This window comes from Massiliimalia timonensis, assembly GCF_900186585.1.
GTDB classification, from domain to species: domain Bacteria; phylum Bacillota; class Clostridia; order Oscillospirales; family Ruminococcaceae; genus Massiliimalia; species Massiliimalia timonensis.
The window spans coordinates 243,537-265,556 of sequence record NZ_FYDD01000003.1 but is presented as its reverse complement, the minus strand read 5'-3'; the positions used below and the strand labels follow the sequence as shown (position 1 = coordinate 265,556).

Below are 22,020 nucleotides of genomic sequence, written 5' to 3'. Positions count from 1 at the left end.
TGTTTGAACCTCCGTCAGCGCAGGTAATAATTGGAGAACTTGTCCCCTACGATCAAATCATAGGTCAGGGTGTCCAGCACCTCATTGCTGTATTCACTCTGAAATTCCATGGTATAAACCGGGTCCTTTTGGAACTGCTCCAACATAATATCAATGATCTCATTTTTTGACAGCCCGATCTTGTCAATCAAAAGCCAAGGCAGATAAAAGGATGAAACGTATTCTTCGCCGTTCGTATCAAACTGGAAGTCATAGTTGCTCCACACAAAATAATGCTGCTGATACATGGTACGGCAATTCGACGCGTCGATAGAAAGCCGGTCATATACGCTGTAGTTTTCCGTAAAGCTTGGATAATGATCCCCCACATAAAGGACGATCGTTGGTTCATCAATCTGCTTTAATTCTTCCATCAGTTTTCCAAGCGCCTCATCCGTTTGCGCGACACCGTCCATATAATAATCGAATTCGCTTTTTGAACCTGTATGATAAGGCATATGGTTCTGCATCGTAGTCAAATGGATATAGCTTGGCTTCTCATCAATTAAAATCTGCTCCACAGCCTTTTCATAAGCAGACTGATCGTCAATATACCCATGGAACCGGCCTGGATTAATAAACGAATCTTCAAAATATAGCCGGTCATATCCAAAATAAGGATATAATTCTGCCCGACGGTAAAGCTTTGAGGTATACGGATGGATATAGGTCGTAGAGTACCCCTCAGAGCGATAATAGGAAGCAACCGTTGTTTGTTCTTCCTCTGTCATCAGTTTCTGAGGGGATACTGTGCCGTTCAAAGATTTGATCGGAAGCCCAAACTGAAGTTCAAATTCTGTTCGGACCGTATATCCGCCAAAAGTCGGTACGATCGCATTCCCGGAAAAACCTTCCTTACGGAACTGATCAAAATTTTTATAATAAGAGTCTTCGATCTGCAAATCCTCAAACACTCGGAAATCCGCATAGGATTCGCTCATGATCGTAATCACATTCGGCTTTACCGAGGTCTGGGGCTTGGTATCCACCGGGTTAACGCTCAATGTTTCTATTGATTCTTCCGAATAGTTATCCGGCGCCTGAATATTTGTCGTTTGGATCACGTCAGAAAGATTTTCCACTAAAAACGCAATCATACTGTTCTGTTCAAATTTTTCTTCCTGAACAAAGTTGTTGTTGATCCCACCATGCTCTATCCCAAATACATCATAAACTGTGGAAGAAAATCCCGGAAAGAGCACAAACAGGACCGCGATCATCAAACAACTGGAACAGCCTGGAATAATATGTCGTTTTGTTACTGGGATTTTTGGATTCAAAAAAAACAGGCCCGCACAATAAAGAGCCAAAACCAGCAAGGTGATAAACTGAAACGCATAGAGATGGATCTCTGCAAATTCCATCACATCTCCAAGGTTTGTTACCACGCTCAAATCATATAAGGTAAAATGGGAACCGCTGGACTGGTAACGGTAAAACTCTATGCAGGAAACCGTGTACCAAAACAGGCTGGTTACGGCAGCTGCGGGTGCGAACCGCCGGAACAGCAAGCTTAAAATCCCGTAAAGGAACACAACGACCAATACGTCAAACAGCAGTATGCCAGGGGTTTCCAGAAATAATTTTCCGATGATCCCCCAATCGCCGCTTTGGTTCACCTCGGCCATTAAAACTAAACATAAAGGAAACAAGCATGCTAAAATCATAGCTGTAATCTTAGTAGGTCTTTGTTCTCTGAATCGTGTCAATCGAGCTTGCAATCTGTTTCCCGCCTTTCTTCCAAATTTGCCCACACTGTACTAATTGTTGTAGTACAGTTAGTATATCTCTAAATAAATCAAAAGTCAATATCTGTTCTCCACAACGATCACATATGGATGAAAAACATCTTGTATACTATAACAAAGACGGCTTTCAACCCTTGTCGAAAGCCGTCTTTGTCTGCTTATTCAGCTTTTGCTTCTGAAGAAGTTTCCGAAGTTGTCGTTTCGGAAGATGTATCCTGGCTGGAATTTTCGGTTCCAGCTTCAGAATTTATACTTTCTTCGCTTGTCTCCTCTGCTGGAACAGAGGTGTTGTCCAAATCAAGATTTCCGTTCTCTACCGATTGGATCCAATAATCCCCATCCTTCGTTTTCTGGTAATGGTAGATCATGGTTTTATTGATCTCTCCGCTTTGCGCATTCTCTGTGATATCCCAAAATGGTCCCGGCAGGATATATCCTACCTCTACGACATAATCGTCCCCGCTGTGCGTTACAGACTGTACGCTTGGAGCGTATGGCAGCACCTGCGGCATTTCAGGAATATAGTACAGATGCTTGTCCTCGTCGTACATGACGGTAAAGTCCGTATCAGCAAGCTGTTGGTGGACAATTTCCACATTCGTACCAAATAATTTTCGGATATACACTTCAATATCCGTATCCGGAACTGTCATGGTACCAAAGTCATCCTGCTGGTACTTGTCCTTATTTTCCTCATTCATCATGAAATTCCAAATTCCTGCGGCAATTACGACCTTGCTGTCCAGCTTGTCCACACTTTCAAAGGTCGGCACATCAACCACCACCAACGGATAGGTGATCTTATTAAACTCTTCTTTCACACTCTTCTGAGAGAAAATGTCGCTGACAGCGCCCCAGCCAAAATATCCAACCGCGATGACCCCGACCACTGCGAGCAAAGTCATAACTACCCCTAACAGAGCAAACCGGTGTTTCTTCCCGTCTGTACGCTGGGAAGGAAGCTCAGCCGGGTCAATTTTTAACGAGGTGGCTTCCTCTTGTTTAGCACTTTCTTTTTCTGCTTCCCGCTGCGGTTCCGGCTCAGCCTTTTTGGCCTCTTCTGCCGCTGGCTCGTCAATAACCGCCGGAGCCGCCAGTGTCTCATCAGGGATCTGGATCTCAAAAGTCCCGGTTACCGGATTTTTAGGTATCTCTTCTATGCTGTGCTTCGGGATTTCGATCTCAAAGGTATTTCCCTTTTCTGCTTCATCTGGAACATCGACCAGTTTCTGAACAGCAGGAATCTCCTGCGTCAAATTTTGTGGTACAGGCTCTTCCTGTTTTTCCTCTTCCTTTTCCGGGGCAGGCGCTTTTTTCTGTTCCGGTGTTTCTACCACAGAAACAGGCTGCCTCGCCGTTTTTGGCATTTCTTCTTGCTTAGGCTCTTCTGAGGTCTCTGGCGCTGGCTGTTCCTCTGCCCTTTCCGCCGTTTCCTGTGCCTCATCATGCAAAAAGCTCAATCCGCCCCAATCAAAATCGGAAACCTCCGATTGGATCTCCCGGATCAGGGCGTCAATATCCAAATCCTCCAGATTTTCACCAGAAGTTTTTTCTTCCGGTTTTTCTGCTGTTTCAGCCGGGGAGCCGGCAGTTTCAATCGGCTCCATTTTTTCTTCTTCCCCAGCAGGTATTTCCTGTTTTTTTACATGCTCCGCTTTTGCATTTGGGATCGCGATCCCAAACACCTCGTCAATTTCTGCCTTCGGAGTTTCCTGCTTTTTCGGCTGTTCCGCCGAAGCTTCAGCCGCTTCCGCAACCGGTTGCTCGGCCACCGGAGTTTCCTCTTGCTGCTCTTTCTCAATAGCCGCACGCTGCTGGGCCTGCTTTTGAGCAAGCGCTTCTACCTCGCTGCGGTCGATCTCTACAGTAAAAGAGCGGAACCGTTCCTGATATTTTGGCCGGTTATTCGATACCGGCGGAACTTGCGGCTGTGCGGGAACCGGTTCTTGTTCCGCTGGTTCCTGTTCCAGCTGCGGCTCGGCTTCCGGTTCTTTTACACTATGCTGCAGCTCCTCCTGCTGCGCCTGCGGCTGCTCTTCCACAGGAATACGCAGCGGTTTGGGCGGTTCCTTTGTTTCCGGCTCTTCCCCGGCTCTTTTGTGGACCGCGTTCAGGATACTGTCAAGATCGTCTGCATTCAGCAAATCTTTAAAGTCTTCTGAGTCAATCAAAGAATCGACATCATTGTCGTTTAACATCCGGTCAAGTTCCGCATCGTCAAACAAACGGTCAATGTCGTCCATACTCATGCCCAGTTCCTGGTCCTTGTCTTTTCCAAAATCTGACATAAACTGCCTCCTGTAATGTTCTATCTGATCTGACCATTCCCGGTCACGATATATTTTACGGTAGTCAATTCCCGCAGTCCCATTGGGCCGCGCGCATGTAATTTCTGAGTCGAGATACCGATCTCAGCGCCAAGCCCAAACTCTCCCCCGTCTGTATAACGGGTCGAAGCGTTGACATAAACAGCGGCAGCATCCACCCGCGCAGTAAATTCCTGCACATTTTGGTAGCTGTTGGTCACAATGCACTCCGAATGATGGGTCGTATACTGGGCAATGTGTTCAATCGCCTGCTCCAGATCATCGACCACCCGAACCGAGACCTTGTAATCCAAAAATTCTTTGGCATATTCTGCCGGAGTAGCCTTTAGCACCTTCCCGCCCAGGATCTCTCTGGTACGGTCGCATCCATAGATCACGACGTCATGCGCCGCAAAAGCCGCCGCTGCCTTAGGTAAAAATGCCGCCGCAATGTCCTTGTGAACCAGCAGGCTTTCGCAGGCATTGCATACCGACGGACGGCTTGTTTTCGCATTATCTGCGATCCTGACTGCCATCTCCAAATCAGCGGAAGCATCCACATATACATGGCAGTTTCCCACCCCGGTTTCGATCACCGGAACGGTGGCGTTTTGCACAACGGTTTGGATCAGCCCTGCCCCGCCCCGCGGGATCAGGACATCCAGGTACTCGTTCATCTTCATCATTTTCACGGTTTCTTCTCTGGAAAGCTCTGTCAAAAGACAGATGCAGTCCGGATCAAGCCCGGCTTTCGCCAGTGCGGAACGCATCAATTCCACCAATATGATGTTGGTGTGGATCGCTTCCTTTCCTCCGCGCAGGATCACTGCATTCGAGGATTTCAAACACAGTGCCGCCGCGTCTACGGTCACATTCGGACGGGATTCGTAAATCATCCCGACCACGCCCATCGGGACCCGTTTGCAAAGGATGTTTAATCCGTTTGGCAAAGTACGTCCATGATCTACCACCCCAACAGGGTCTTCCAGATCTACAACATGCCGCACCGCCTGTGCGATGTCACGGATCCTAGCCTCGGACAAGCGAAGCCGGTCGATCATTACCTGAGAGATCCCGTGCTCTGCCGCCGCCTGGACATCCTTTTCGTTTTCTGCTAAAACTGCGCCGCTCCGCGCTTCCAATTCCTCTGCAATGAGAAGCAGCGCCCTGTTTTTCTGGGCTGTCCCCACAACTGCCAGCGAAGCACTGGCACATTTAGCGCGGTGCCCTAATTCATAAATCAGTTCAGAAGCCATCTTCTAAACCTCCCTTATTGGTCGGAACCTGTTCCGTTCTGTAGAGAACCAAACTGAGTCCCCACGGTTTTTCCATCAAACAAATCATATAAAGCTTCCGGTTTTTGCCCGTTTAAAATCACCATCGGGAACCCATAGCCGTTGGCAAGCTCCGCTGCATTCAGCTTGGTCACCATCCCACCGGTTCCCAAAGAAGAGCCTCTTCCCCCGGCCAGCTCCCGGATCTCCTGTGTTACAGAAGGAACATAGGGGATCATCTTGGCATCCGGATAACGGTGCGGATCCTTATCATAAAGTCCGTCAATATCAGACAGGATCACCAGCAACTGCGTATTGCACAGCTTCCCGACGATCGCGGAAAGCGTATCGTTGTCACCAAACTCGATCTCTTCGACAGATACGGTATCGTTTTCGTTTACAATCGGCACAACGCCCAATTCTAAAAGCCGTTCAAAGGTATTGGTGACATTGGTTTTCCGATAATCATCTTTGATAGTGTCCTGTGTCAAAAGCACCTGCGCCACCTTGTGGCGGTGTTCTGCAAACAGCTTATCATAAATATACATCAGTTCGCACTGCCCTACCGCGGCACACGCCTGTTTTGTCGGCGTGTCAGACGGGCGTTCGCGCAGGCCCAGTTCGCCTACGCCAACCCCAATCGCCCCAGATGATACCAGTACGATCTCTTTTCCTGAATTTTTTAGGTCTGCCAGCACTTTCACCAGCAGCTCGATCCGGCGGATGCTCAACGCTCCATTCGGATAGGTCAGGGACGAGGTCCCCACCTTAACAACGATCCGTTTTGAATCTTTTAATCCAGACACACTTTACCATCCTTCTGTCCAAGCTCTAAGATCTCCCGCCCCTGCAAGGAACTTAAAATGTACGCGGCGGGAATCAGCGCAATGATCGGAAAAACCAAAACACTTGCCAACACCAGGGGAATCAACGCGAAATAAGCAGTTAGGGCCTTGCGCCTCCTGCCCCTCATACAGCGGGCGGATAAACGCACGGCTTCACTCATTTTTAAAGAAGGTGTTTCAAACCATAAATAATAAACCAGATAATATTTTAAATTTAGATAAAACGCAAGAACAAAACCGCCAATCATAAACAGGATCCATATTACATACAGCATCCCGTACAATGTACCCAGCAACGCATTGCCCGGATAGGACAAAACCTCCAGCAAGCCCTTTACCAAAAAGCTTGGCAGTAAGCATACAATATACCAGAACAGTTTCTTCATTCCTAGTGACAAACGCAGCCACAGGGCTTTTCTATACATCCTGGGGGTATCAAACATGGAAAAAATATACCGCAAAGGCCATTCTTTCCCAACGGAAACCCCATAAAACCACCGGCGTATTCCTAACTCAAAAGGGAATACCACTGCGCAGAACAAAAGCGCGCCGACAATCAAAAAAGCCCATTCCTTGGTAAGGAGGCTTTCCTCGGTCCAGATCGCACGGTACCGAATCTCATAGTTCATGCCGATCAGCTGGGAAATAAGCGCGAAAAGGAACATCAGCGCAATCATACTCATACTGACCGCAGTCATGCGGGTAACATGATTTTTTAAAACAAAAAAGCCGTTTTGATATAAGCCTTTGTCTTGATCCATTTTCCATCGTTCCTTTTCTATCTAAGGGGGCCTTTTTTTGACAGAAAGAATCCCTTATCTTATTTATTTTAGCAAAGCTCACCCACGATGTCAACTAATCCGATCCAATTCCCGCAAAATCGAGGATTTTCCGTTATTTTTCCGGTACGTCAATGAAGTGATAAAGCTTCGGGTCAGATACCTCGCCGGTGCCGTAAGGCAGCTTATCACAGATCTCAAACACCTGCGAATCTCCCCAAAGCGACGCGTTTACCAGCACCGAATACCCTTTCCCGTTGTCCACCGCCCATTGCGCGGCCGTACGGGTAGGGATCCCGCACATGGACAGCAGCGACATCATCACCCCGCCATGCGTTACAACTGCGGCATCCGATATTTTCCGCCGCATCATCTCCAGCACGATCTCATGGAATCCCGCCTTGATCCGGGTGCCAAATTCCATCATGTTCTCCCCGCCCTCCGGCGCCTGCGCCATGTTCGTGGAAAGCCATGCAAGAAAATTAGGATCGTCTTTTAATTCTTCTACCGTTTTGTTTTCATAAATTCCGAAATTATATTCCTTCAGCTGTTCTACGACCTGCGGCTCAATGCCCGGATAAAGCAGCTCCGCCGTTTGTACACACCGGGTCAGGGGGCTTGTGTAAACAGCCCCGACATTTGGATATTCATATTGCTCCGCCATATTTTTTAGATTCTGTTTCCCCTCTTCGCACAGCGGGATGTCTGTCACTCCAACATAACGTCCCTGCACATTGGCATCGGTCAGCCCATGCCTGAGCAGATAGATTCTATAAGTCCGCATAAAGATCCCCTCAATCACATTAAGATATCGTCATTATTATAACGGAAACCATAGAAAAATTGGTGGTTTTTTTGTAAACAAGCGATTTTTTGTACTATTTGCCTAATTTTCTCTTAAAATTTTATCGACAAAAACTTTACTTTTTCCGCAAAACGTCTTTACAAAATGTATCGGTTATAATATAATTTACTATGCGTTAATCTTTTTAAAAGGAGGCGAATAACCGTGAACAGCGATTTTCCTCGCATTCTCACCCTATTGAGGAAAGAACGGGGCATCAGTCAAAAGCAAGCTGCCGCTGAACTGAATATCTCCCAGGCTTTATTATCTCATTATGAAAAAGGGATCCGGGAATGTGGGTTGGATTTTGTTGTGCGGACCGCAGATTTTTACGGCGTCTCCTGCGACTATTTGCTGGGGCGTTCTCCAGAGCGCACCGGCGCTACCCTTTCTGTGGACGACCTCCCCGAATCGGATACGGCGGCAGACAACCGTCTTTCCCGTGGAAGCATCCTCCCTGTGCTGAATAAAAAGCTGATCGTCAATTCGCTGACGATCATCTTTGACCTGCTTCAGAAACTAGACCAAAACGCCGTCACTACAGAGGTTTCCAACTACCTGATGCTCAGCGTATACCATATGTTTCGGATGCTGTACCGGATCAATCCGAAAAATGAAAGCAACCTTTTCACGATCCCACAGAATATTTCTTCTCAAATGACTACTGCACAAATGATCCAGTGCGAAGCAAGGCTTCGATCCATGATCGAAAATACAGAAAATAAAAAAGAGTATAAATTCGACCACGAAAAGCTATCCATCTCTACAGAATCACTGCAGCAGAATTATGCGCAGCTGACTTCTTCCTTATTAAATTTGATCAAAAACAGCGAAGGGCTGTTAAAATAGTACAGATATAATTTTTCTTTGAATGATAAAAACGGCACGGTCATCATGATGACCGTGCCGTTTTTATCAGGCGTTTCCCCAAAACCCATCGGTGCTCCAAACTTTCGGTTTTATCATCCCATTGCTGTATTTCTTAAAAAACCGGATAAATTCTTTTGGATCAAAGGCGCCATTTTTTATGATGATCTCCTGCTTCTGGTTTCCCAGCTCTACCAAATACCCGGTTTCAAAATAGCCGTTGCGAAGATAGAATTCCTTGCGTTTTAACCGCTGCTGAAAATTATTTGCGTTCTCGTCACAGCGTTCGATCGTGATCACAATTTTGTTTTTAGGGTAACGTTCCAGCACTTTTTCCAAAATATTCCCGCCGTAGCCTTTAGAACGGAGTGCTTCCTCCACTGCAAAAAACATGACAAAGGTAAGATTCTCTGATGTCGCCATATAAACAAAACCACACAAGGTATTCCCATCGTAAAAGGAGAGAAAATCTGTATTTTTCATCTTTGCCATGATCAGCATCAACCAGTAAGGCATACGGTCTTCCTTGGCAAAGGCCTGCATATAAATTTCCTTGACCCTGCCCTTATCACAGCTTGTCAGCGTAACAGGCATTGCTTTTAGTTCCATTTCTTCTCTCCTTTTCATTTTTATTAGTTTCATTATATCATATTCCTGCTATAATAGCGAATCTTTTACAAAAAAACACAGCCGCTTGATAAGCGGCTGTGTTTTTTACGCCTGTAGCGTGGCAAAGGTATATCCTTTTGCCCGTACTTGGTCAATGAAATCCCCTAAGATCGCTGTATTGGTGGAAGAAACAGCGTGCAGCAAATAGATCGCCCCATCGTGCACTGAGGATACAGTCTTTTCTAACGCCATGGCCTTATCCGGCTGCGCGTCAACCTCCCAATCCTGATATGCAAAGCTCCAAAAAATGGTATCATAGCCCAGTTTTTGGGTCAAAGCAAGAGTCCGTTCCGACCATTCCCCTCTCGGCGGGCGGAATAATGTCATCTGGTAATGAAAGTTTTCGCTGACATAGTCATGCAGGCCGGCGATCTCCTGTTTTGCCTGCTCCAAGGACACGCTTGGCATCGAAGGATGGTTGACTGTGTGGTTGCCAACAACATGCCCTTCGTCGATCATCCGCTGAATCAGATCCGGATTTTCCTTGACATAAGGCATTGTCACAAAGAAAACGGCCGGGCACTCTTTTTCCTTAAGTACATCAAGAATCTGAGCGGTATATCCATTTTCATACCCCTCGTCAAAGGTTAAGTAAACTTCCTTTTGTTCATCCCCGATAAACTGTGCGGCATATCTTCCATACTGTTCCTGAAAAGTAAGGCAAGATGTGGGACGATTTGCATCGTCCACATCTTTACCCTGCCCCCATCCATGGGAAGCATTATCTAACGCCTGTAGTTCAGCTTCGTTTACGCTGACATTTTCAAGGCTCCCCGCAGCGGGCAAAGCCGCTGTTTTCGAGGTAGTATCGCCGCTGTTCAGATCACTGTCAGTCTTGTCATCATCACCGTGCGTAATGTCACTGACAACGTCTTCCGTTCCGCTGATTACATCGCTGACAACATCATTAACATCGCTTAAGACATCATTTGTCCCATCGCCAATGTCACTGACAACATCTTCAACAACGCCATTGCTGTTGGTAGAAGATGTATTTTTATCGTCGTCATCGCTAGAGCTGCATGCTGTAAACAGCAGGCTTAGGGAAAGCGCCATTGCAACAAATTTCCATTTTTTCATAAATATCCTCCCATAGCGGTTCAAAAACCGCTGTTGTTTACAATATTTTTGATATTGCAATAGTATTGTGCGCACATTCATCCTTAATATTCCCAAACACTTTTTTACGGAATAATTTTATCCTTTTTGCCCATTCTAATGATAATAATGTATACAGGAGGAAATTTATCAATGAATGCTCTTTCCATCCGCTCTATTCACGGCCGCCAAATTTTTGATTCCCGGGGAATGCCAACCGTAGAAGCTGAAATCGTACTGCATAACGGGGTAAGAGCTTCTGCCTCTGTGCCGTCCGGTGCCTCCACCGGTCGTTTTGAAGCGTGCGAACTGCGGGATAACCTTGCCGAATATCACGGAAAAGGAGTTTCGTCCGCAGTAAACCACATCAATACGCCGATACAAGAAGCATTAGTCGGTGAAAGCTGTGACGACCAGTGGACTCTTGACAACAAGCTTATGGTATTGGATGGTACACAAAATAAGTCAAAAATCGGCGCAAATGCGATCTTGGCAGTTTCCTTAGCCTGCGCCAAGGCTGCAGCAAAAGCGTATGGCCTGGAGTTATTCCGCTATCTGGGCGGCTTACAGGCCAACACCCTCCCCATTCCCATGATGAATATCTTAAATGGCGGTGCTCATGCCGGAAATAATCTGGAAATCCAGGAATTTATGATCGTCCCGGTAGGTGCGCACTCCTTCACAGAAGCCATGAAGATGGGGACCGAGATCTACGCATCGCTTCGGAATTGCCTGAAAAAGAAAGGTCTTTCGACCGGCATCGGTGATGAAGGCGGCTATGCGCCCGACCTGAACGGCGATGAAGAAGCGCTCTCCCTATTGATGGAGGCGATCCAGTTGGCCGGATACCAACCCAACTATGATGTAAAAATCGCCTTAGACGCCGCGGCCAATGAATGGTACAAAAACGGGCATTATATTTTTCCCAAACTGCAGAAAAAAATTACCCAAAGCGAGCTAAAGGGATATTGGGAAGAACTTTGCCAAAAGTATCCGATCTATTCTATCGAAGACCCCTTTGCTGAGGAGGATTTTCCCGGGTTTTCCGAGCTTACTGCCAGCCTTGGCGGTTCTGTACAGATCGTTGGGGACGATTTGTTTGTTACCAACCCGGACCGTTTGCGTCAGGGGATCTCCTCGCTTAGCGGAAATGCCGTCTTGATCAAGCCGAATCAGATCGGAACCCTCACTGAAACGCTTTCCACGATCCGTCTGGCAAAGGAACACGGATACGGTGTGATCCTCTCCCACCGCAGCGGGGAAACAGAGGATACAACGATCGCCGACCTATCTGTCGCGGTCAATGCAGGGCAAATCAAAACCGGCGCACCTGCCCGTTCCGAACGGGTGTGCAAGTACAACCGGCTGCTAAAAATCGAATCCTTGATCAGCGGCAGCGAATACCCCAAAAAGTAATTTTTGGGTAAATAAAAAAGCCGGTACGGAAAATCCGTACCGGCTTTTTTATTTACTTAGCCTTTATTTTTAAACAAGTCCATGATGACGTCGAAATCCATGTCATTCTTTTTATTTTCATCCTGTGCTGGCTGTGTTTCTGCTTCCGGAGCAATAAACTGCTCCTCTTCATTTTCAAAGCCAGTGGCGATCACTGTGATTTTCATTTCATCCTGCAAGGAATCATCAAACGCGATCCCCCAGAAGATATTCGCATCCGGATGCGCCGCGTCAGAGATAATGGACGTTGCAACATCTGCTTCTTCAAATTCCACGTCGGACGGAGCAGTGATGTTGATGATGATACCTTTCGCACCGTCAATGGTGGTTTCAAGCAACGGGCTGGAGATTGCAGCCATAGCCGCATCGTGCGCCTTGTCCTTCCCCGTGCCGGCGCCAACGCCCATGTGAGCATATCCCGCATCTTTCATAACCGCGCTGACATCTGCAAAGTCAAGGTTTACAAACCCTGCAATATTGATCAGGTCAGAAATACTCTGAACACCCTGTCTTAAAATATCATCGGCAGCCGCAAATGCTTCTTTTAAGGTGCGGCAGCGATCGGTAATATTTTTTAACCGTTCGTTCGGGATCACGACTAAAGAATCTACATGCTTGCTCAGTTCAGCAAGCCCCTCTTCCGCGTTGGCCATTCTGCGCTTGCCTTCAAATGCAAACGGCTTGGTAACAATACCAACCGTTAAAATCCCCATTTCTTTGGCAATCTCTGCCACGATCGGAGCAGCGCCGGTTCCTGTTCCGCCGCCCATCCCAGCTGTGATAAAGATCATTTGGGTGCCTTTTAAAATCGCTTCGATTTCTTCCCGGCTTTCGTCCGCTGCACGGGCGCCTTTTTCAGGATCTCCGCCTGCGCCTCTGCCCTTGGTCAGTTTATCGCCGATTTGAATTTTGTATGTAGCTTTGGAGCGGTCTAAAACCATGCGGTCTGTGTTCAAGGAGATAAACTCCACGTTCTGGATCCCACATTCTACCATTCGGTTCACTGCGTTTCCGCCGCCGCCGCCAACACCAATTACCTTAATGTTTACAACATCATTATCATTTGTGTCCAGAGCAAAGGTCATATTTTTATCCTCCTATTGATGATTTCTATCTATCTCTAACTTTGAAAGAAATATACAATCAATCCATTTTCATCATATTGCTTTTATTATACAAGATAATTAGAAAAAAATCTAGTATTTTATCGCAATTTATGCTACAAAATTTTAAATTTTTTTACGCGTTTCTTAGCAAAGGTATGCAAAACAGACCTTGTTACTCTGTTTTTTCCTTTTTTTGGTCGGTGTCCTTGGAAGAAGCTGGATCCGCTGCGGTTTGTGTGCCTTTTGGCAATACTTTTTGCAGATCTTCTCCAGTCTTTGGCTGAAAATATGCTTTCCCGCTGATCGACAGATCCAAAACCCCGCTTTCCGCTTCCCCGATCTCCTCATTGAGCACCTGTTTGGCAAGCAAAAGCTTATCCTCCAAACCAATGGTATTTCCAATAACCAGTGAAATACGGTTGTTTAAATTCACTTTGATGTCCACACCATTTTTCATGGCAACTCCATTGACCGGGCCGATCTCATGTTCTGTTAAGCTTTCCAGCAGGCTTTCAAATTCCTGGTAGGCCTCATTCCCGGTCACAAAATCACCCACCTTTTGTTTTGACAGGTCGATTCCGCTTAGGATCATGATGTCCTCATATCCATCTGTAGAGGAAACGATGTTGATCAACCGCCCGCCGGAGCTCAATACATAATACTGCCCGCCGGAATATAACAGGACGGAAGGCTCGGCCGGCTTTAACCGGAACCTCAGGGTTTCCGGCAGAGCGCGCTCCACAGAAACAGAATCCAGGTCAATCGCTTTGGACAAGATCTCCTCTTCCATTTTACGCAAATTCAGTCGGAACAGGTTGTCCCCCACGGAAACGCCGCCTAATTTCGACATCTCCTCCACAGAATAAGCCTTATCCCCTGTCACTACGATCGTTTTGATATTGAAAAACACCGTAACGGAAAGAGTGATCCCTGTTACCAGCACAAAAAACAGCAGAATCATAAAATACAGGGTATGGTTGCGTTTCCGGCGCTTTTGATGGCGCCGGCTGTTCGCTTCCCGTGCCTGATCTCTCAGTTTTTTCCTGCTTTTTTCCCGTGTTTGCGGCAGCTTTTTTAGCTTCGCCTGTACTTCTGCTTCCCGGCGCTGCTGCAATCTATCCCGCGCCGCCGGATTCATTGAAATGACGCGGACCGGTTCTGCCGGATCATGTTTTTGTACTGCCGGGCGCTTAGTACGTTCCTGCGGAACAGGTGTCCTTCTTGGCTCCGGCTTTGGCGTCCGCTGTGTATGTACCGGCTGTTCCCGTGATGAACGAGCAGAGGTATTTGTCTTATTCAATTTTGTCTTTTTTAACTTCTGCTTTTTCATGGGAATTCCTGCCTTTAATTTTCTTTTTTCCGTTTCATGGACCCGCCTAATTGGGTAATATAACGTTCTGCGTCCTCATAACCGCGTTCAATGTGATGGATATTCCGCAGGGTGGTGACCCCCTGCGCCTTCAGCCCGGCGATCATCAATGCGGCCCCGCCCCGCAAATCCTCTGCGCGGACGACAGCGCCAGTCAGCCGGCTTACTCCGTTGACAACACAGACACGCCCTTCCACCTTTATGTCGGCGCCCATCCGGCATAATTCCGGAACATGCTTGTAGCGGCTTTCAAAAATATTTTCCACAAACATGCTGCTGCCATTGGCTACAGTCAGCGCCGCCATCAGCGGCGCCTGCGCGTCTGTGGGAAAGCCCGGATATGGCATGGTACGGATGTTCCGCACGCTTTTCAGCATCTTCGGCGCCTTTAGATAAATACTGTGGGGACTCGCTGAAACAGTGTTCCCCATCTGCTCGAAAATTGGGAGCATGCATTCTAAATCACTGGAATTGACCCGCTTTAACAGCACTTCACCACCAGTGACCGCACCACAGCACAGATAAGTCGCCGCCACGATACGATCCGGGATCACACTGTGTTCCGTTGCAGAAAGTGAATTTACTCCTTCGATGACAATCGTGCTTTTCCCAGCCCCGCTGACCTTTGCCCCACAGCGATTCAAAAAGTCGGCCAGATCTACGATTTCCGGTTCTTGGGCAGCGTTATGTACCGTCGTTATCCCTTCGCTTAGAACACTTGCTAAAAGGATATTTTCCGTTGCCCCCACACTGGGAAACGAAAGGGCGATCTTGGTCCCCTTTAGCCTTCCCTGCACCGAGCAATGCAAAAATCCATATTCATCCTGAATATCCGCGCCTAGCTTTTCCAGCGCCTCCAGATGAAGGTCGATCGGACGCGGGCCAAGCTCGCAGCCGCCCGGCATGGATAATTTAGCCTTCCCCATCCTTGCCAGAATCGCCCCAAGAAATACGATCGACGAACGCATTTCCTGCATCAGCTCTTCCGGAATATCCCACCGGCTCACATCGCGCGAATCAACCGTCAGGGTATTCCCCTCCCTGGTCACCTTGCAGCCCAGATAGCGCAGGATCTCAACCGCTGCATCCACATCGCTCAGCCGGGGACAGTTGTGAATAATATGTTCCCCTTTTCCCAGCAGGGTCGCGGCAAGGATCGGAAGTGAGCTATTTTTTGCTCCCTGAATGTCAATCTCTCCTGCCAGTCTGCGCCCGCCTTCAATTTCAAAAACGCTCATACCGAAACACCCTTTCAACCAGCATAAAATTCATATCGTATCCTATGCAGGAAAAAGAGAGTTGGTGAAAGCCAAAAATCAGATTAAACCGCAAATCAGACGGTAAATCCGTTCTGTACTGTCCAAAATAGCAAGTTTTGAAGCGTTTTTCCCTAATTGCGCCAACTTTTCCCGGTCTTGGTAAACAGATTCTACCATCCGCAGGAATTCTTCTTTCTTATAGTCCTTTTCTTCGATCAGCATGGCGGCCCCATGGTTCACCAACACCATTGCATTATGGAATTGATGGTTTTCCGCTACATACGGCGACGGGACCAAAATAGAGGCTTTCCCCGTGGCCTGTAGTTCGCTCAAGGTAATGGCCCCGGACCGGCAAATCACCAGATCCGCCGCCGCTAGACAGGTCGCCATGTTATTGATGTATTCCCGCACATCAATGTTCGGGTCGGCTTTCTCCGCCTGCAACGCAGACAGGTCGATCCCCCGTTCTTCCAGCATTTGCGGAAAATGTTCCACCCCCAGCCTGCCATAACCATGAATGTGATTGATCTTGTTTTTCTGATAATTCCATTCTATGAGGTCTGCCGCCGCACGGTTGATCACCTTTGCCCCAAGGCTCCCTCCAAAGGAAAGGATGCACACCTTGTTATCCATTCCCAAATCCCGGCGCGCTTCTTCTTTCGTTTTAAAGATCACGCTCTCCCGGATCGGGTTGCCGACGACCTCACAGCGCGCAGAAGGATCGAAATGCTGTTTCGCCTCTTCTACCGCCAGCAAAGCAACGTCTACTTTTTTAGCAAGCAGCTTATTGGTCACGCCCGGAAAGGCATTCTGCTCGTGGATCATCGTCTTGATCCCCATCTTCGCGCCGGCCAGCACAACAGGTCCGCTGACGTATCCGCCGGTACCGATCACGATATCCGGCCTAAAGTCCTTGATGATCCGCTTTGCCACAAAGTCAGCAGTAATGACATGGTAAACAGTCTTTAAATTAAACAGGATATTCTTGGCCGACATCTTCCGCCGGAAACCGCTTACCTGCACCGGAGCAAAATCAAACCCCGCCTGCGTCACAAGCTGCGCCTCCATCCCATTGGGCGTCCCCGCGAACAGGATCTCCGACGCAGGATCCTGCGAACGGATATACTGGGCGATCGCAATCGCCGGATTGATATGTCCGGCCGTCCCGCCGCCTGCTAACAATACTCTCATGATCATTTCCCCTGTTTTCGATTCATTTTATCTTTCTACGGCTTTTCCATCACCGAATGCCTGGAGATATTTAACACGATCCCCATTTCAATCAGCTGCAACAGTAAAGCGGAACCCCCGTAACTGAAAAACGGAAGGCTGATCCCGGTATTGGGGATCGCATTGGTCACTACGCCAATGTTTAACAGCGCCTGCAATCCGATTTGTATCGTAATTCCGATCGCGAGCATCGCCCCAAATTTATCCGGAGCCTGGTTCGCAATAGAAAACCCACGGTATACCAGCAGGACGAACAAGGTGATCACCAATACCGCCCCGATCATTCCAAGCTCCTCGCAGACGATCGCAAAAATAAAATCGTTTTGCGGTTCGGGCAGATACAGGTACTTCTGCTGGGACCCTCCAAGGCCAAGCCCCATCACTCCGCCGGACCCAATGGCGATCAGGGACTGGCAGGTCTGCCATACGTCCCCGTGGATATTGCTGTTGCTGAACGGATCCAGCCAGTTATGGATACGGTCGGCCATATAAGAAACATCCTTTAACAGGATGATCCCAACGACCCCTAACGCGCCGATCGGCAAAAGCATCAGAAAGTACCGCAGCTTCGTGCCGCCGACATACATCATGATCACGCCGATCCCGGCAATGATCAGCGACCCGGACAAGTGCGGTTCCAGCATGACCAGCCCGATCGTCGCCATTAAAATCAGTGCGAACGGGACGACCCCATACCGTATCGTGCCCATCTTCTCATAGCTTTTGGAAATCAGCACCGAGAAAATCACGATGATCGCCATTTTCATGTATTCGGAGGGCTGGAACGTCCCAAGCGGTCCCAAATAGATCCATCGTCTTGCACCGTCGTGCTCAAAGAACAAAACGATCACCAAAAGCGCATAGCCAAGCAGGGCGATCGGCACGACAAATTTTTTATAAAGCCGGTAATCAATTTTGGAAACGATCATCATCGCCACAACGCCGACGACGGCGAACATCCCCTGCTTTTTAATGTATTTTAAGCTGTCGTGGTCATAGTAGAGCGCGTTTGCATAACTTGCAGAAAATACCATGATCAGGCCAAACGCCAGCAAAATCAGCACAATAAACAAGAATGCTGTATCCATCTCTCCAATGGAACGCTTACGCGTTTTTACCTGTTTACGCACCGTTTTTTCCCGCTGAAGCAGTGGCTTTCTTACTTCTTTTCTCGCAACCGTATGGGAAGTCTGCAAAACACTCCACCCTCTTTCTTCTATAAAATTAGTATAACAGAAAATCCTTCCATTATCAGCCTGTGTTTAGATAGGAAGGGCAAAATAACCGATTACACAAACGATCAGAGTCACCAGAGAAAATACACCTACGATCTTCACTTCGCTCCAGCCGCTCATTTCAAAATGGTGGTGGATCGGGCTCATTTTAAAAATGCGTTTCCCGGTCAACTTAAAGCTGATGACCTGCAAAATAACAGAGGCAGCTTCTCCCCAGTAAATAAAGCCCACGATGAACAAAAGCAACGGCATATCAAGCCCAAAAGCAAGCGCTACCACACAGCCGCCCAAAAACATGGAGCCGGTATCGCCCATAAAGACCTTTGCTGGGTGGAAATTCCATACCAAAAAGCCCAGACAGCCAGCCGCAACCGCAACTGCAAACAGCCCTAAGTAAGGAAGGGACAGTTTCATGGTATACACCATAAAAGCAAGCGCAAAGACAAAGGTAACGGAAGATGCCAGGCCATCTATTCCATCCGTTAAATTTACCGCGTTCACGAATCCGACAATCAAAACCACCATAAACGGGTAATAAAACCACCCAAAATCAACCTGCCCCAAAAACGGGATCTCAACAATAGTGGACAACGCTCCAGCCATTTTTAAAATGAAGAGATAACCGACAGAAAGAACAAACTGCACTAACAGCTTTTCCCGTGCCCGCAGCCCTAGATTCCGTTTTTTGACCACTTTGATATAGTCATCCACATATCCCATCAGGCCAAACCCCAGCGCCATCACAACACCGGCGACCAGCTTAATACTTTGGATCTGGTCGATCTGGAAATCAAACGCGATCAGCGCTGTGATATATCCGGCTATGACCGCCACAATGATACCGATGATGAACATGATACCGCCCATGGTCGGCGTTCCGTTTTTCGCCTGATGCCAGGTTGGGCCGATCTCCTTGATCGTCTGCCCATATTTTAGCTTTTTCAGGTACGGCACCAGAAAAATCCCCAGTGAAGCTGTTAAGCCAAATGCGATCACTGCGGTCAAAATGGTTGCCACCCCGCTGCTTCCCAATGTAATTCCCATCTTTATTGTCCTCCTGCCTTTTCAAATGCCGACTCGATGACCGATTCCAAATGCATCCCGCGGCTTGCTTTTAAAATTACGGCGTCGCCGGGACGCAGTACGCGATGAAGCCAGTTCACCGCCTCTTGAAGCGAGGTACAGCTTTCTGCCAAATCAAATCCAGCTTCCAAAGCGCCCCGCGCGATCTGCTTTGCCTCTTCTCCATAGCAAAGAAGCCCGGAAAGCCCAGCCTTAGCCGCAAGCTTTCCCACCTTATAGTGCATTTCCCCGGAACATTCTCCCAATTCCAGCATATCTCCCAGCACAGCGTACCGTTTCCCTGAACAGCTGATCGTCCGTATCACCGAAAGCGCGGACTGCATCGAATCCGGGCTGGCATTATAGCAATCGGCGATCACCTTGATTCCGTCATATTCCCTCACACTTTGGCGCAGGCCGGAATTTTGATATTCCCCAACCGCCGCAACGATTTTTTCCGGGGCGATCCCCGAAAACATTCCAACCGTAAAGCCCGCCAATGCGTTATAAACATTATGGATCCCCACTGCCGGGACCATGGCGGGATACCGTTCCCCGCCGCACACGAAATCGAACCGGGTTTTATCCCCGTCTTCTTCGATATGCTCCGCAAATACAAATCCGTCCTTCTGTTCGATTCCGAACCAGACAGCCCGTTCTCCCAAGGAGTCCCGCACGCTTTGCAGCATATCGTTATCTGCATTTAAAACGATCTTGCTGTTCGGGGACATACCATCTAAGATCTCCAGTTTAGCTTTTAAAATATTTTCACGGCTCCCCAGATTTTCCAGATGGGAGACCCCAACGTTTGTGATGACTGCCAGATCGGGTTTTGCAAGCTGCGACAGATAGCTGATCTCCCCTAAAGCAGACATCCCCATCTCGATCACAGCAGCCGTATGCTGCGGTTCTAGCCCAAACAGGGTCATGGGCAGGCCGATATCGTTGTTAAAATTCCCTTGTGTTTTGTGGACGCAAAACCCCTGCGCCAGCACCGCGGCGATCATTTCCTTGGTCGAGGTCTTTCCCACACTCCCCGTCACGCCAACGGTCAGCAGGGAAAATTTTTGGCGGTAATAGGCGGCCAGCGTACCCAGCGCGAGCCTTGTGTCAGGCACTTGAATGACAGGGCAGCTGCATTCTACCGGACGGTCGCTGACAACAGCCCGTGCCCCGGCTTCTATTGCCTTGGAAATAAAATCGTGCCCGTCAAACCGTTCCCCTTTCAGCGCAAGGTAAAGGCTCCCCCCGCGGATTTTCCGCGTATCAGTGGAGATCTCGTCTACTCTGATTTCTCCGCCGAAAGTCAACGTCCCGTCAACCGCTTGTGCAATTTCCTGTAGTGTCATGCTCTGCACATGTGTTCCCCATTTCTCTGTTTAGTCAATTTTTTCCGCGATCTGCGCAACCACTTCCCGTTCGTCATAGTGGATCGTTTCGTCTTTTAATACCTGATAGGTTTCATGCCCTTTTCCTAAAAGCACAATAATGTCATCCTGCCGGGCGTGCTCCATCGCATAACGGATCGCTTCTGTCCGGTCAGTATATTTCACATATTCAGCTTTTTTGCTAAAGCCCGGCAAAATATCCGCGATGATCGCCTCCGGATCTTCGCTTCGCGGGTTATCGGAAGTCACAATGATAAAATCCGCGTATTTTTCACATGCTTTCGCCATTAACGGACGTTTGGTGCGGTCGCGGTCGCCGCCGCAGCCAAATAGGGCGACCACGCGCCCCTTCGCTACCGCTTTCAGGCTTTGCAGAATATTTTCGATCCCATCCGGCGTATGGGCGTAGTCACACACCACCATATACCGGTCGTTGGAGTAGATGATCTCACATCTGCCCCGCACGCCTTTTACCTCTGCCAGCGCTGAGATGACCGTCTGCATGGAGATCCCCAGCACCGTACAGATACTGATCGCCGTTAAGGCATTCTCCACCGAATAAAGCCCCGGGATCGCAAAGGTGACCTTGCTGGTGATCCCGTCACTGGTCATGCGGAACTGCACCGAACTTGCGGTACACTCCATATCACTGGCATAAAAATCCGCCTCTGGGTCAGACACTGAAAAGGTGACCGGCCGATCCGGCAGTTCTTCTGCCAAACGTTTCCCATAAGGGTCATGAATGTTGACGACATTGATATTTCCCATGGAAAACAGCTTTTTTTTCGCCTGAAAATAATCTTCCATGTCTTTATGGTAATCCAAATGGTCCTGCGTCAGGTTGGTAAACGCGCACACCTCGAAAGCGCAGCCGTAAATCCGGTCCTGTGCCAGCGCATGGGATGAAATTTCACTCACTACGTACTGGCATCCCGCCTCTTCCATTTCCTTTAATGTCTTTTGAAACATATAAGCGTCCGGGGTGGTGTTCGGGTTCGGCTTCACTACATCCCCGTATTCGATCTGTATCGTCCCGATCAGCCCGGTCTTTAACCCCGCGGTTTCCAGAATATGCTTGATGATCGTCGTAGTGGAGGTTTTCCCGTTGGTCCCCGTCACCCCGATCAGTTTCAGTTTCCGGGAAGGGTACCCAAAAAACGCCGCGCACAAAAGCGCATATGCTTTTTTAGTATCCTTTACCAGCAGCTGGCGCTGTACCCCCATGTCCCGGCTCACTACCACGCCGCAGGCACCCCGCTTTAGGGCGTCTGCCACAAATTGGTGGCCGTCAACGTTGGTTCCCGGGATCGCCACATACAGATCGCCCGGTTCTATGAGCTTGGAGTTATTTCGGATCTCCCGCACTTCACAATCATGATATGGGGAAAATAATTCGATCTCTTCCATCAATTCTGAAAGCTTCATACAGACTTCCTCCTGCTTTGCT

General features: G+C 48.4%; 18 protein-coding genes. 2 read left to right on the top strand and 16 right to left on the bottom strand.

Going from position 1 to position 22,020, the window contains the following annotated elements; translation table 11 throughout:
• Window positions 1–14: 14 nt before the first annotated feature.
• The 6 genes from CIB36_RS03245 to CIB36_RS03220 all read right to left on the bottom strand — a co-directional run bounded on the left by CIB36_RS03245 (window position 15) and on the right by CIB36_RS03220 (window position 7,775).
• The gene (locus CIB36_RS03245) at window positions 15–1,706 is read right to left on the bottom strand and encodes an LTA synthase family protein (RefSeq protein ID WP_093988169.1); all 1,692 of its coding nucleotides are present in this window, start codon (window positions 1,704–1,706) and stop codon (window positions 15–17) included.
• 239 nt (window positions 1,707–1,945) lie between these two features.
• Window positions 1,946–4,075 carry a hypothetical protein gene (locus CIB36_RS03240; RefSeq protein WP_093988168.1) on the bottom strand — a complete coding sequence of 710 codons (2,130 nt, stop codon included), beginning with the start codon at window positions 4,073–4,075 and terminating at the stop codon, window positions 1,946–1,948.
• A 20-nt stretch (window positions 4,076–4,095) separates the two neighbouring features.
• Window positions 4,096–5,349 carry a glutamate-5-semialdehyde dehydrogenase gene (locus tag CIB36_RS03235; protein WP_093988167.1) on the bottom strand — a complete coding sequence of 418 codons (1,254 nt, stop codon included), beginning with the start codon at window positions 5,347–5,349 and terminating at the stop codon, window positions 4,096–4,098.
• 14 nt (window positions 5,350–5,363) lie between these two features.
• The gene (proB, locus tag CIB36_RS03230; RefSeq protein ID WP_093988166.1) at window positions 5,364–6,173 is read right to left on the bottom strand and encodes a glutamate 5-kinase; all 810 of its coding nucleotides are present in this window, start codon (window positions 6,171–6,173) and stop codon (window positions 5,364–5,366) included.
• Window positions 6,161–6,973: a hypothetical protein gene (locus CIB36_RS03225; RefSeq protein ID WP_093988165.1), complete on the bottom strand. Its 813-nt coding sequence runs from the start codon at window positions 6,971–6,973 to the stop codon at window positions 6,161–6,163. Before CIB36_RS03225 ends, proB begins: the two co-directional genes overlap by 13 nt.
• Before the next feature lie 133 nt (window positions 6,974–7,106).
• Window positions 7,107–7,775 carry a histidine phosphatase family protein gene (locus tag CIB36_RS03220; protein WP_093988164.1) on the bottom strand — a complete coding sequence of 223 codons (669 nt, stop codon included), beginning with the start codon at window positions 7,773–7,775 and terminating at the stop codon, window positions 7,107–7,109.
• A gap of 225 nt (window positions 7,776–8,000) precedes the next feature.
• Between CIB36_RS03220 and CIB36_RS03215 the strand changes: the two genes are divergently transcribed.
• Window positions 8,001–8,684 carry a helix-turn-helix domain-containing protein gene (locus CIB36_RS03215; RefSeq protein WP_093988163.1) on the top strand — a complete coding sequence of 228 codons (684 nt, stop codon included), beginning with the start codon at window positions 8,001–8,003 and terminating at the stop codon, window positions 8,682–8,684.
• 66 nt (window positions 8,685–8,750) lie between these two features.
• On the opposite strand, the gene CIB36_RS03210 is transcribed toward CIB36_RS03215, so the two are convergent.
• Window positions 8,751–9,311, bottom strand: a complete 561-nt coding sequence (locus tag CIB36_RS03210) for a GNAT family N-acetyltransferase (RefSeq protein WP_158662565.1) — start codon at window positions 9,309–9,311, stop codon at window positions 8,751–8,753.
• A gap of 105 nt (window positions 9,312–9,416) precedes the next feature.
• On the bottom strand, window positions 9,417–10,451 hold the full coding sequence (locus tag CIB36_RS03205; protein WP_229408174.1) for a delta-lactam-biosynthetic de-N-acetylase: 1,035 nt from the start codon (window positions 10,449–10,451) through the stop codon (window positions 9,417–9,419).
• Between the two features lie 171 nt (window positions 10,452–10,622).
• On the opposite strand from CIB36_RS03205, the gene eno reads away from it, so the two are divergent.
• Complete coding sequence (gene eno / locus CIB36_RS03200) at window positions 10,623–11,885, top strand: phosphopyruvate hydratase (protein WP_093988161.1); 1,263 nt, start codon at window positions 10,623–10,625, stop codon at window positions 11,883–11,885.
• Between the two features lie 56 nt (window positions 11,886–11,941).
• Here eno and ftsZ read toward each other — a convergent pair whose 3' ends face one another.
• The 8 genes from ftsZ to CIB36_RS03160 all read right to left on the bottom strand — a co-directional run bounded on the left by ftsZ (window position 11,942) and on the right by CIB36_RS03160 (window position 21,998).
• Window positions 11,942–13,009 (bottom strand): cell division protein FtsZ, encoded by a 1,068-nt coding sequence (gene ftsZ, locus CIB36_RS03195; RefSeq protein WP_093988160.1) that lies wholly within the window; start codon window positions 13,007–13,009, stop codon window positions 11,942–11,944.
• Window positions 13,010–13,202: 193 nt separating this feature from the next.
• Window positions 13,203–14,360 carry a cell division protein FtsQ/DivIB gene (locus tag CIB36_RS03190; RefSeq protein WP_093988159.1) on the bottom strand — a complete coding sequence of 386 codons (1,158 nt, stop codon included), beginning with the start codon at window positions 14,358–14,360 and terminating at the stop codon, window positions 13,203–13,205.
• A gap of 14 nt (window positions 14,361–14,374) precedes the next feature.
• A complete protein-coding gene (murA, locus tag CIB36_RS03185; protein WP_093988158.1) occupies window positions 14,375–15,637 on the bottom strand; it encodes a UDP-N-acetylglucosamine 1-carboxyvinyltransferase in 1,263 nt (420 codons plus the stop codon).
• Between the two features lie 78 nt (window positions 15,638–15,715).
• Window positions 15,716–16,849, bottom strand: a complete 1,134-nt coding sequence (murG, locus tag CIB36_RS03180) for an undecaprenyldiphospho-muramoylpentapeptide beta-N-acetylglucosaminyltransferase (RefSeq protein WP_093988157.1) — start codon at window positions 16,847–16,849, stop codon at window positions 15,716–15,718.
• A 35-nt stretch (window positions 16,850–16,884) separates the two neighbouring features.
• Window positions 16,885–18,084 (bottom strand): putative lipid II flippase FtsW, encoded by a 1,200-nt coding sequence (gene ftsW, locus CIB36_RS03175; protein WP_229408173.1) that lies wholly within the window; start codon window positions 18,082–18,084, stop codon window positions 16,885–16,887.
• Window positions 18,085–18,150: 66 nt separating this feature from the next.
• Window positions 18,151–19,167 (bottom strand): phospho-N-acetylmuramoyl-pentapeptide-transferase, encoded by a 1,017-nt coding sequence (gene mraY / locus CIB36_RS03170; protein ID WP_093988156.1) that lies wholly within the window; start codon window positions 19,165–19,167, stop codon window positions 18,151–18,153.
• Window positions 19,168–19,169: 2 nt separating this feature from the next.
• Window positions 19,170–20,534 (bottom strand): UDP-N-acetylmuramoyl-tripeptide--D-alanyl-D-alanine ligase, encoded by a 1,365-nt coding sequence (locus CIB36_RS03165; protein ID WP_154824700.1) that lies wholly within the window; start codon window positions 20,532–20,534, stop codon window positions 19,170–19,172.
• 30 nt (window positions 20,535–20,564) lie between these two features.
• Window positions 20,565–21,998 carry a UDP-N-acetylmuramoyl-L-alanyl-D-glutamate--2,6-diaminopimelate ligase gene (locus tag CIB36_RS03160; RefSeq protein WP_093988154.1) on the bottom strand — a complete coding sequence of 478 codons (1,434 nt, stop codon included), beginning with the start codon at window positions 21,996–21,998 and terminating at the stop codon, window positions 20,565–20,567.
• Between the last annotated feature and the right edge of the window lie 22 nt (window positions 21,999–22,020).

What these genes read in the sequence shown, in the direction of transcription:
- eno (WP_093988161.1), top strand. Translation starts at nt 10,623, where the DNA reads ATGAATGCTCTTTCCATCCGCTCTATTCACGGCCGCCAAATTTTTGAT.
- CIB36_RS03165 (WP_154824700.1), bottom strand. Translation starts at nt 20,534, where the DNA reads ATGACACTACAGGAAATTGCACAAGCGGTTGACGGGACGTTGACTTTC.
- CIB36_RS03245 (WP_093988169.1), bottom strand. Translation starts at nt 1,706, where the DNA reads ATGATTTTAGCATGCTTGTTTCCTTTATGTTTAGTTTTAATGGCCGAG.
- ftsZ (WP_093988160.1), bottom strand. Translation starts at nt 13,009, where the DNA reads ATGACCTTTGCTCTGGACACAAATGATAATGATGTTGTAAACATTAAG.
- CIB36_RS03160 (WP_093988154.1), bottom strand. Translation starts at nt 21,998, where the DNA reads ATGAAGCTTTCAGAATTGATGGAAGAGATCGAATTATTTTCCCCATAT.
- CIB36_RS03235 (WP_093988167.1), bottom strand. Translation starts at nt 5,349, where the DNA reads ATGGCTTCTGAACTGATTTATGAATTAGGGCACCGCGCTAAATGTGCC.
- CIB36_RS03225 (WP_093988165.1), bottom strand. Translation starts at nt 6,973, where the DNA reads ATGGATCAAGACAAAGGCTTATATCAAAACGGCTTTTTTGTTTTAAAA.
- CIB36_RS03240 (WP_093988168.1), bottom strand. Translation starts at nt 4,075, where the DNA reads ATGTCAGATTTTGGAAAAGACAAGGACCAGGAACTGGGCATGAGTATG.
- CIB36_RS03220 (WP_093988164.1), bottom strand. Translation starts at nt 7,775, where the DNA reads ATGCGGACTTATAGAATCTATCTGCTCAGGCATGGGCTGACCGATGCC.
- CIB36_RS03210 (WP_158662565.1), bottom strand. Translation starts at nt 9,311, where the DNA reads ATGGAACTAAAAGCAATGCCTGTTACGCTGACAAGCTGTGATAAGGGC.
- murG (WP_093988157.1), bottom strand. Translation starts at nt 16,849, where the DNA reads ATGAGAGTATTGTTAGCAGGCGGCGGGACGGCCGGACATATCAATCCG.
- murA (WP_093988158.1), bottom strand. Translation starts at nt 15,637, where the DNA reads ATGAGCGTTTTTGAAATTGAAGGCGGGCGCAGACTGGCAGGAGAGATT.
- CIB36_RS03205 (WP_229408174.1), bottom strand. Translation starts at nt 10,451, where the DNA reads ATGAAAAAATGGAAATTTGTTGCAATGGCGCTTTCCCTAAGCCTGCTG.
- mraY (WP_093988156.1), bottom strand. Translation starts at nt 19,167, where the DNA reads ATGGGAATTACATTGGGAAGCAGCGGGGTGGCAACCATTTTGACCGCA.
- CIB36_RS03190 (WP_093988159.1), bottom strand. Translation starts at nt 14,360, where the DNA reads ATGAAAAAGCAGAAGTTAAAAAAGACAAAATTGAATAAGACAAATACC.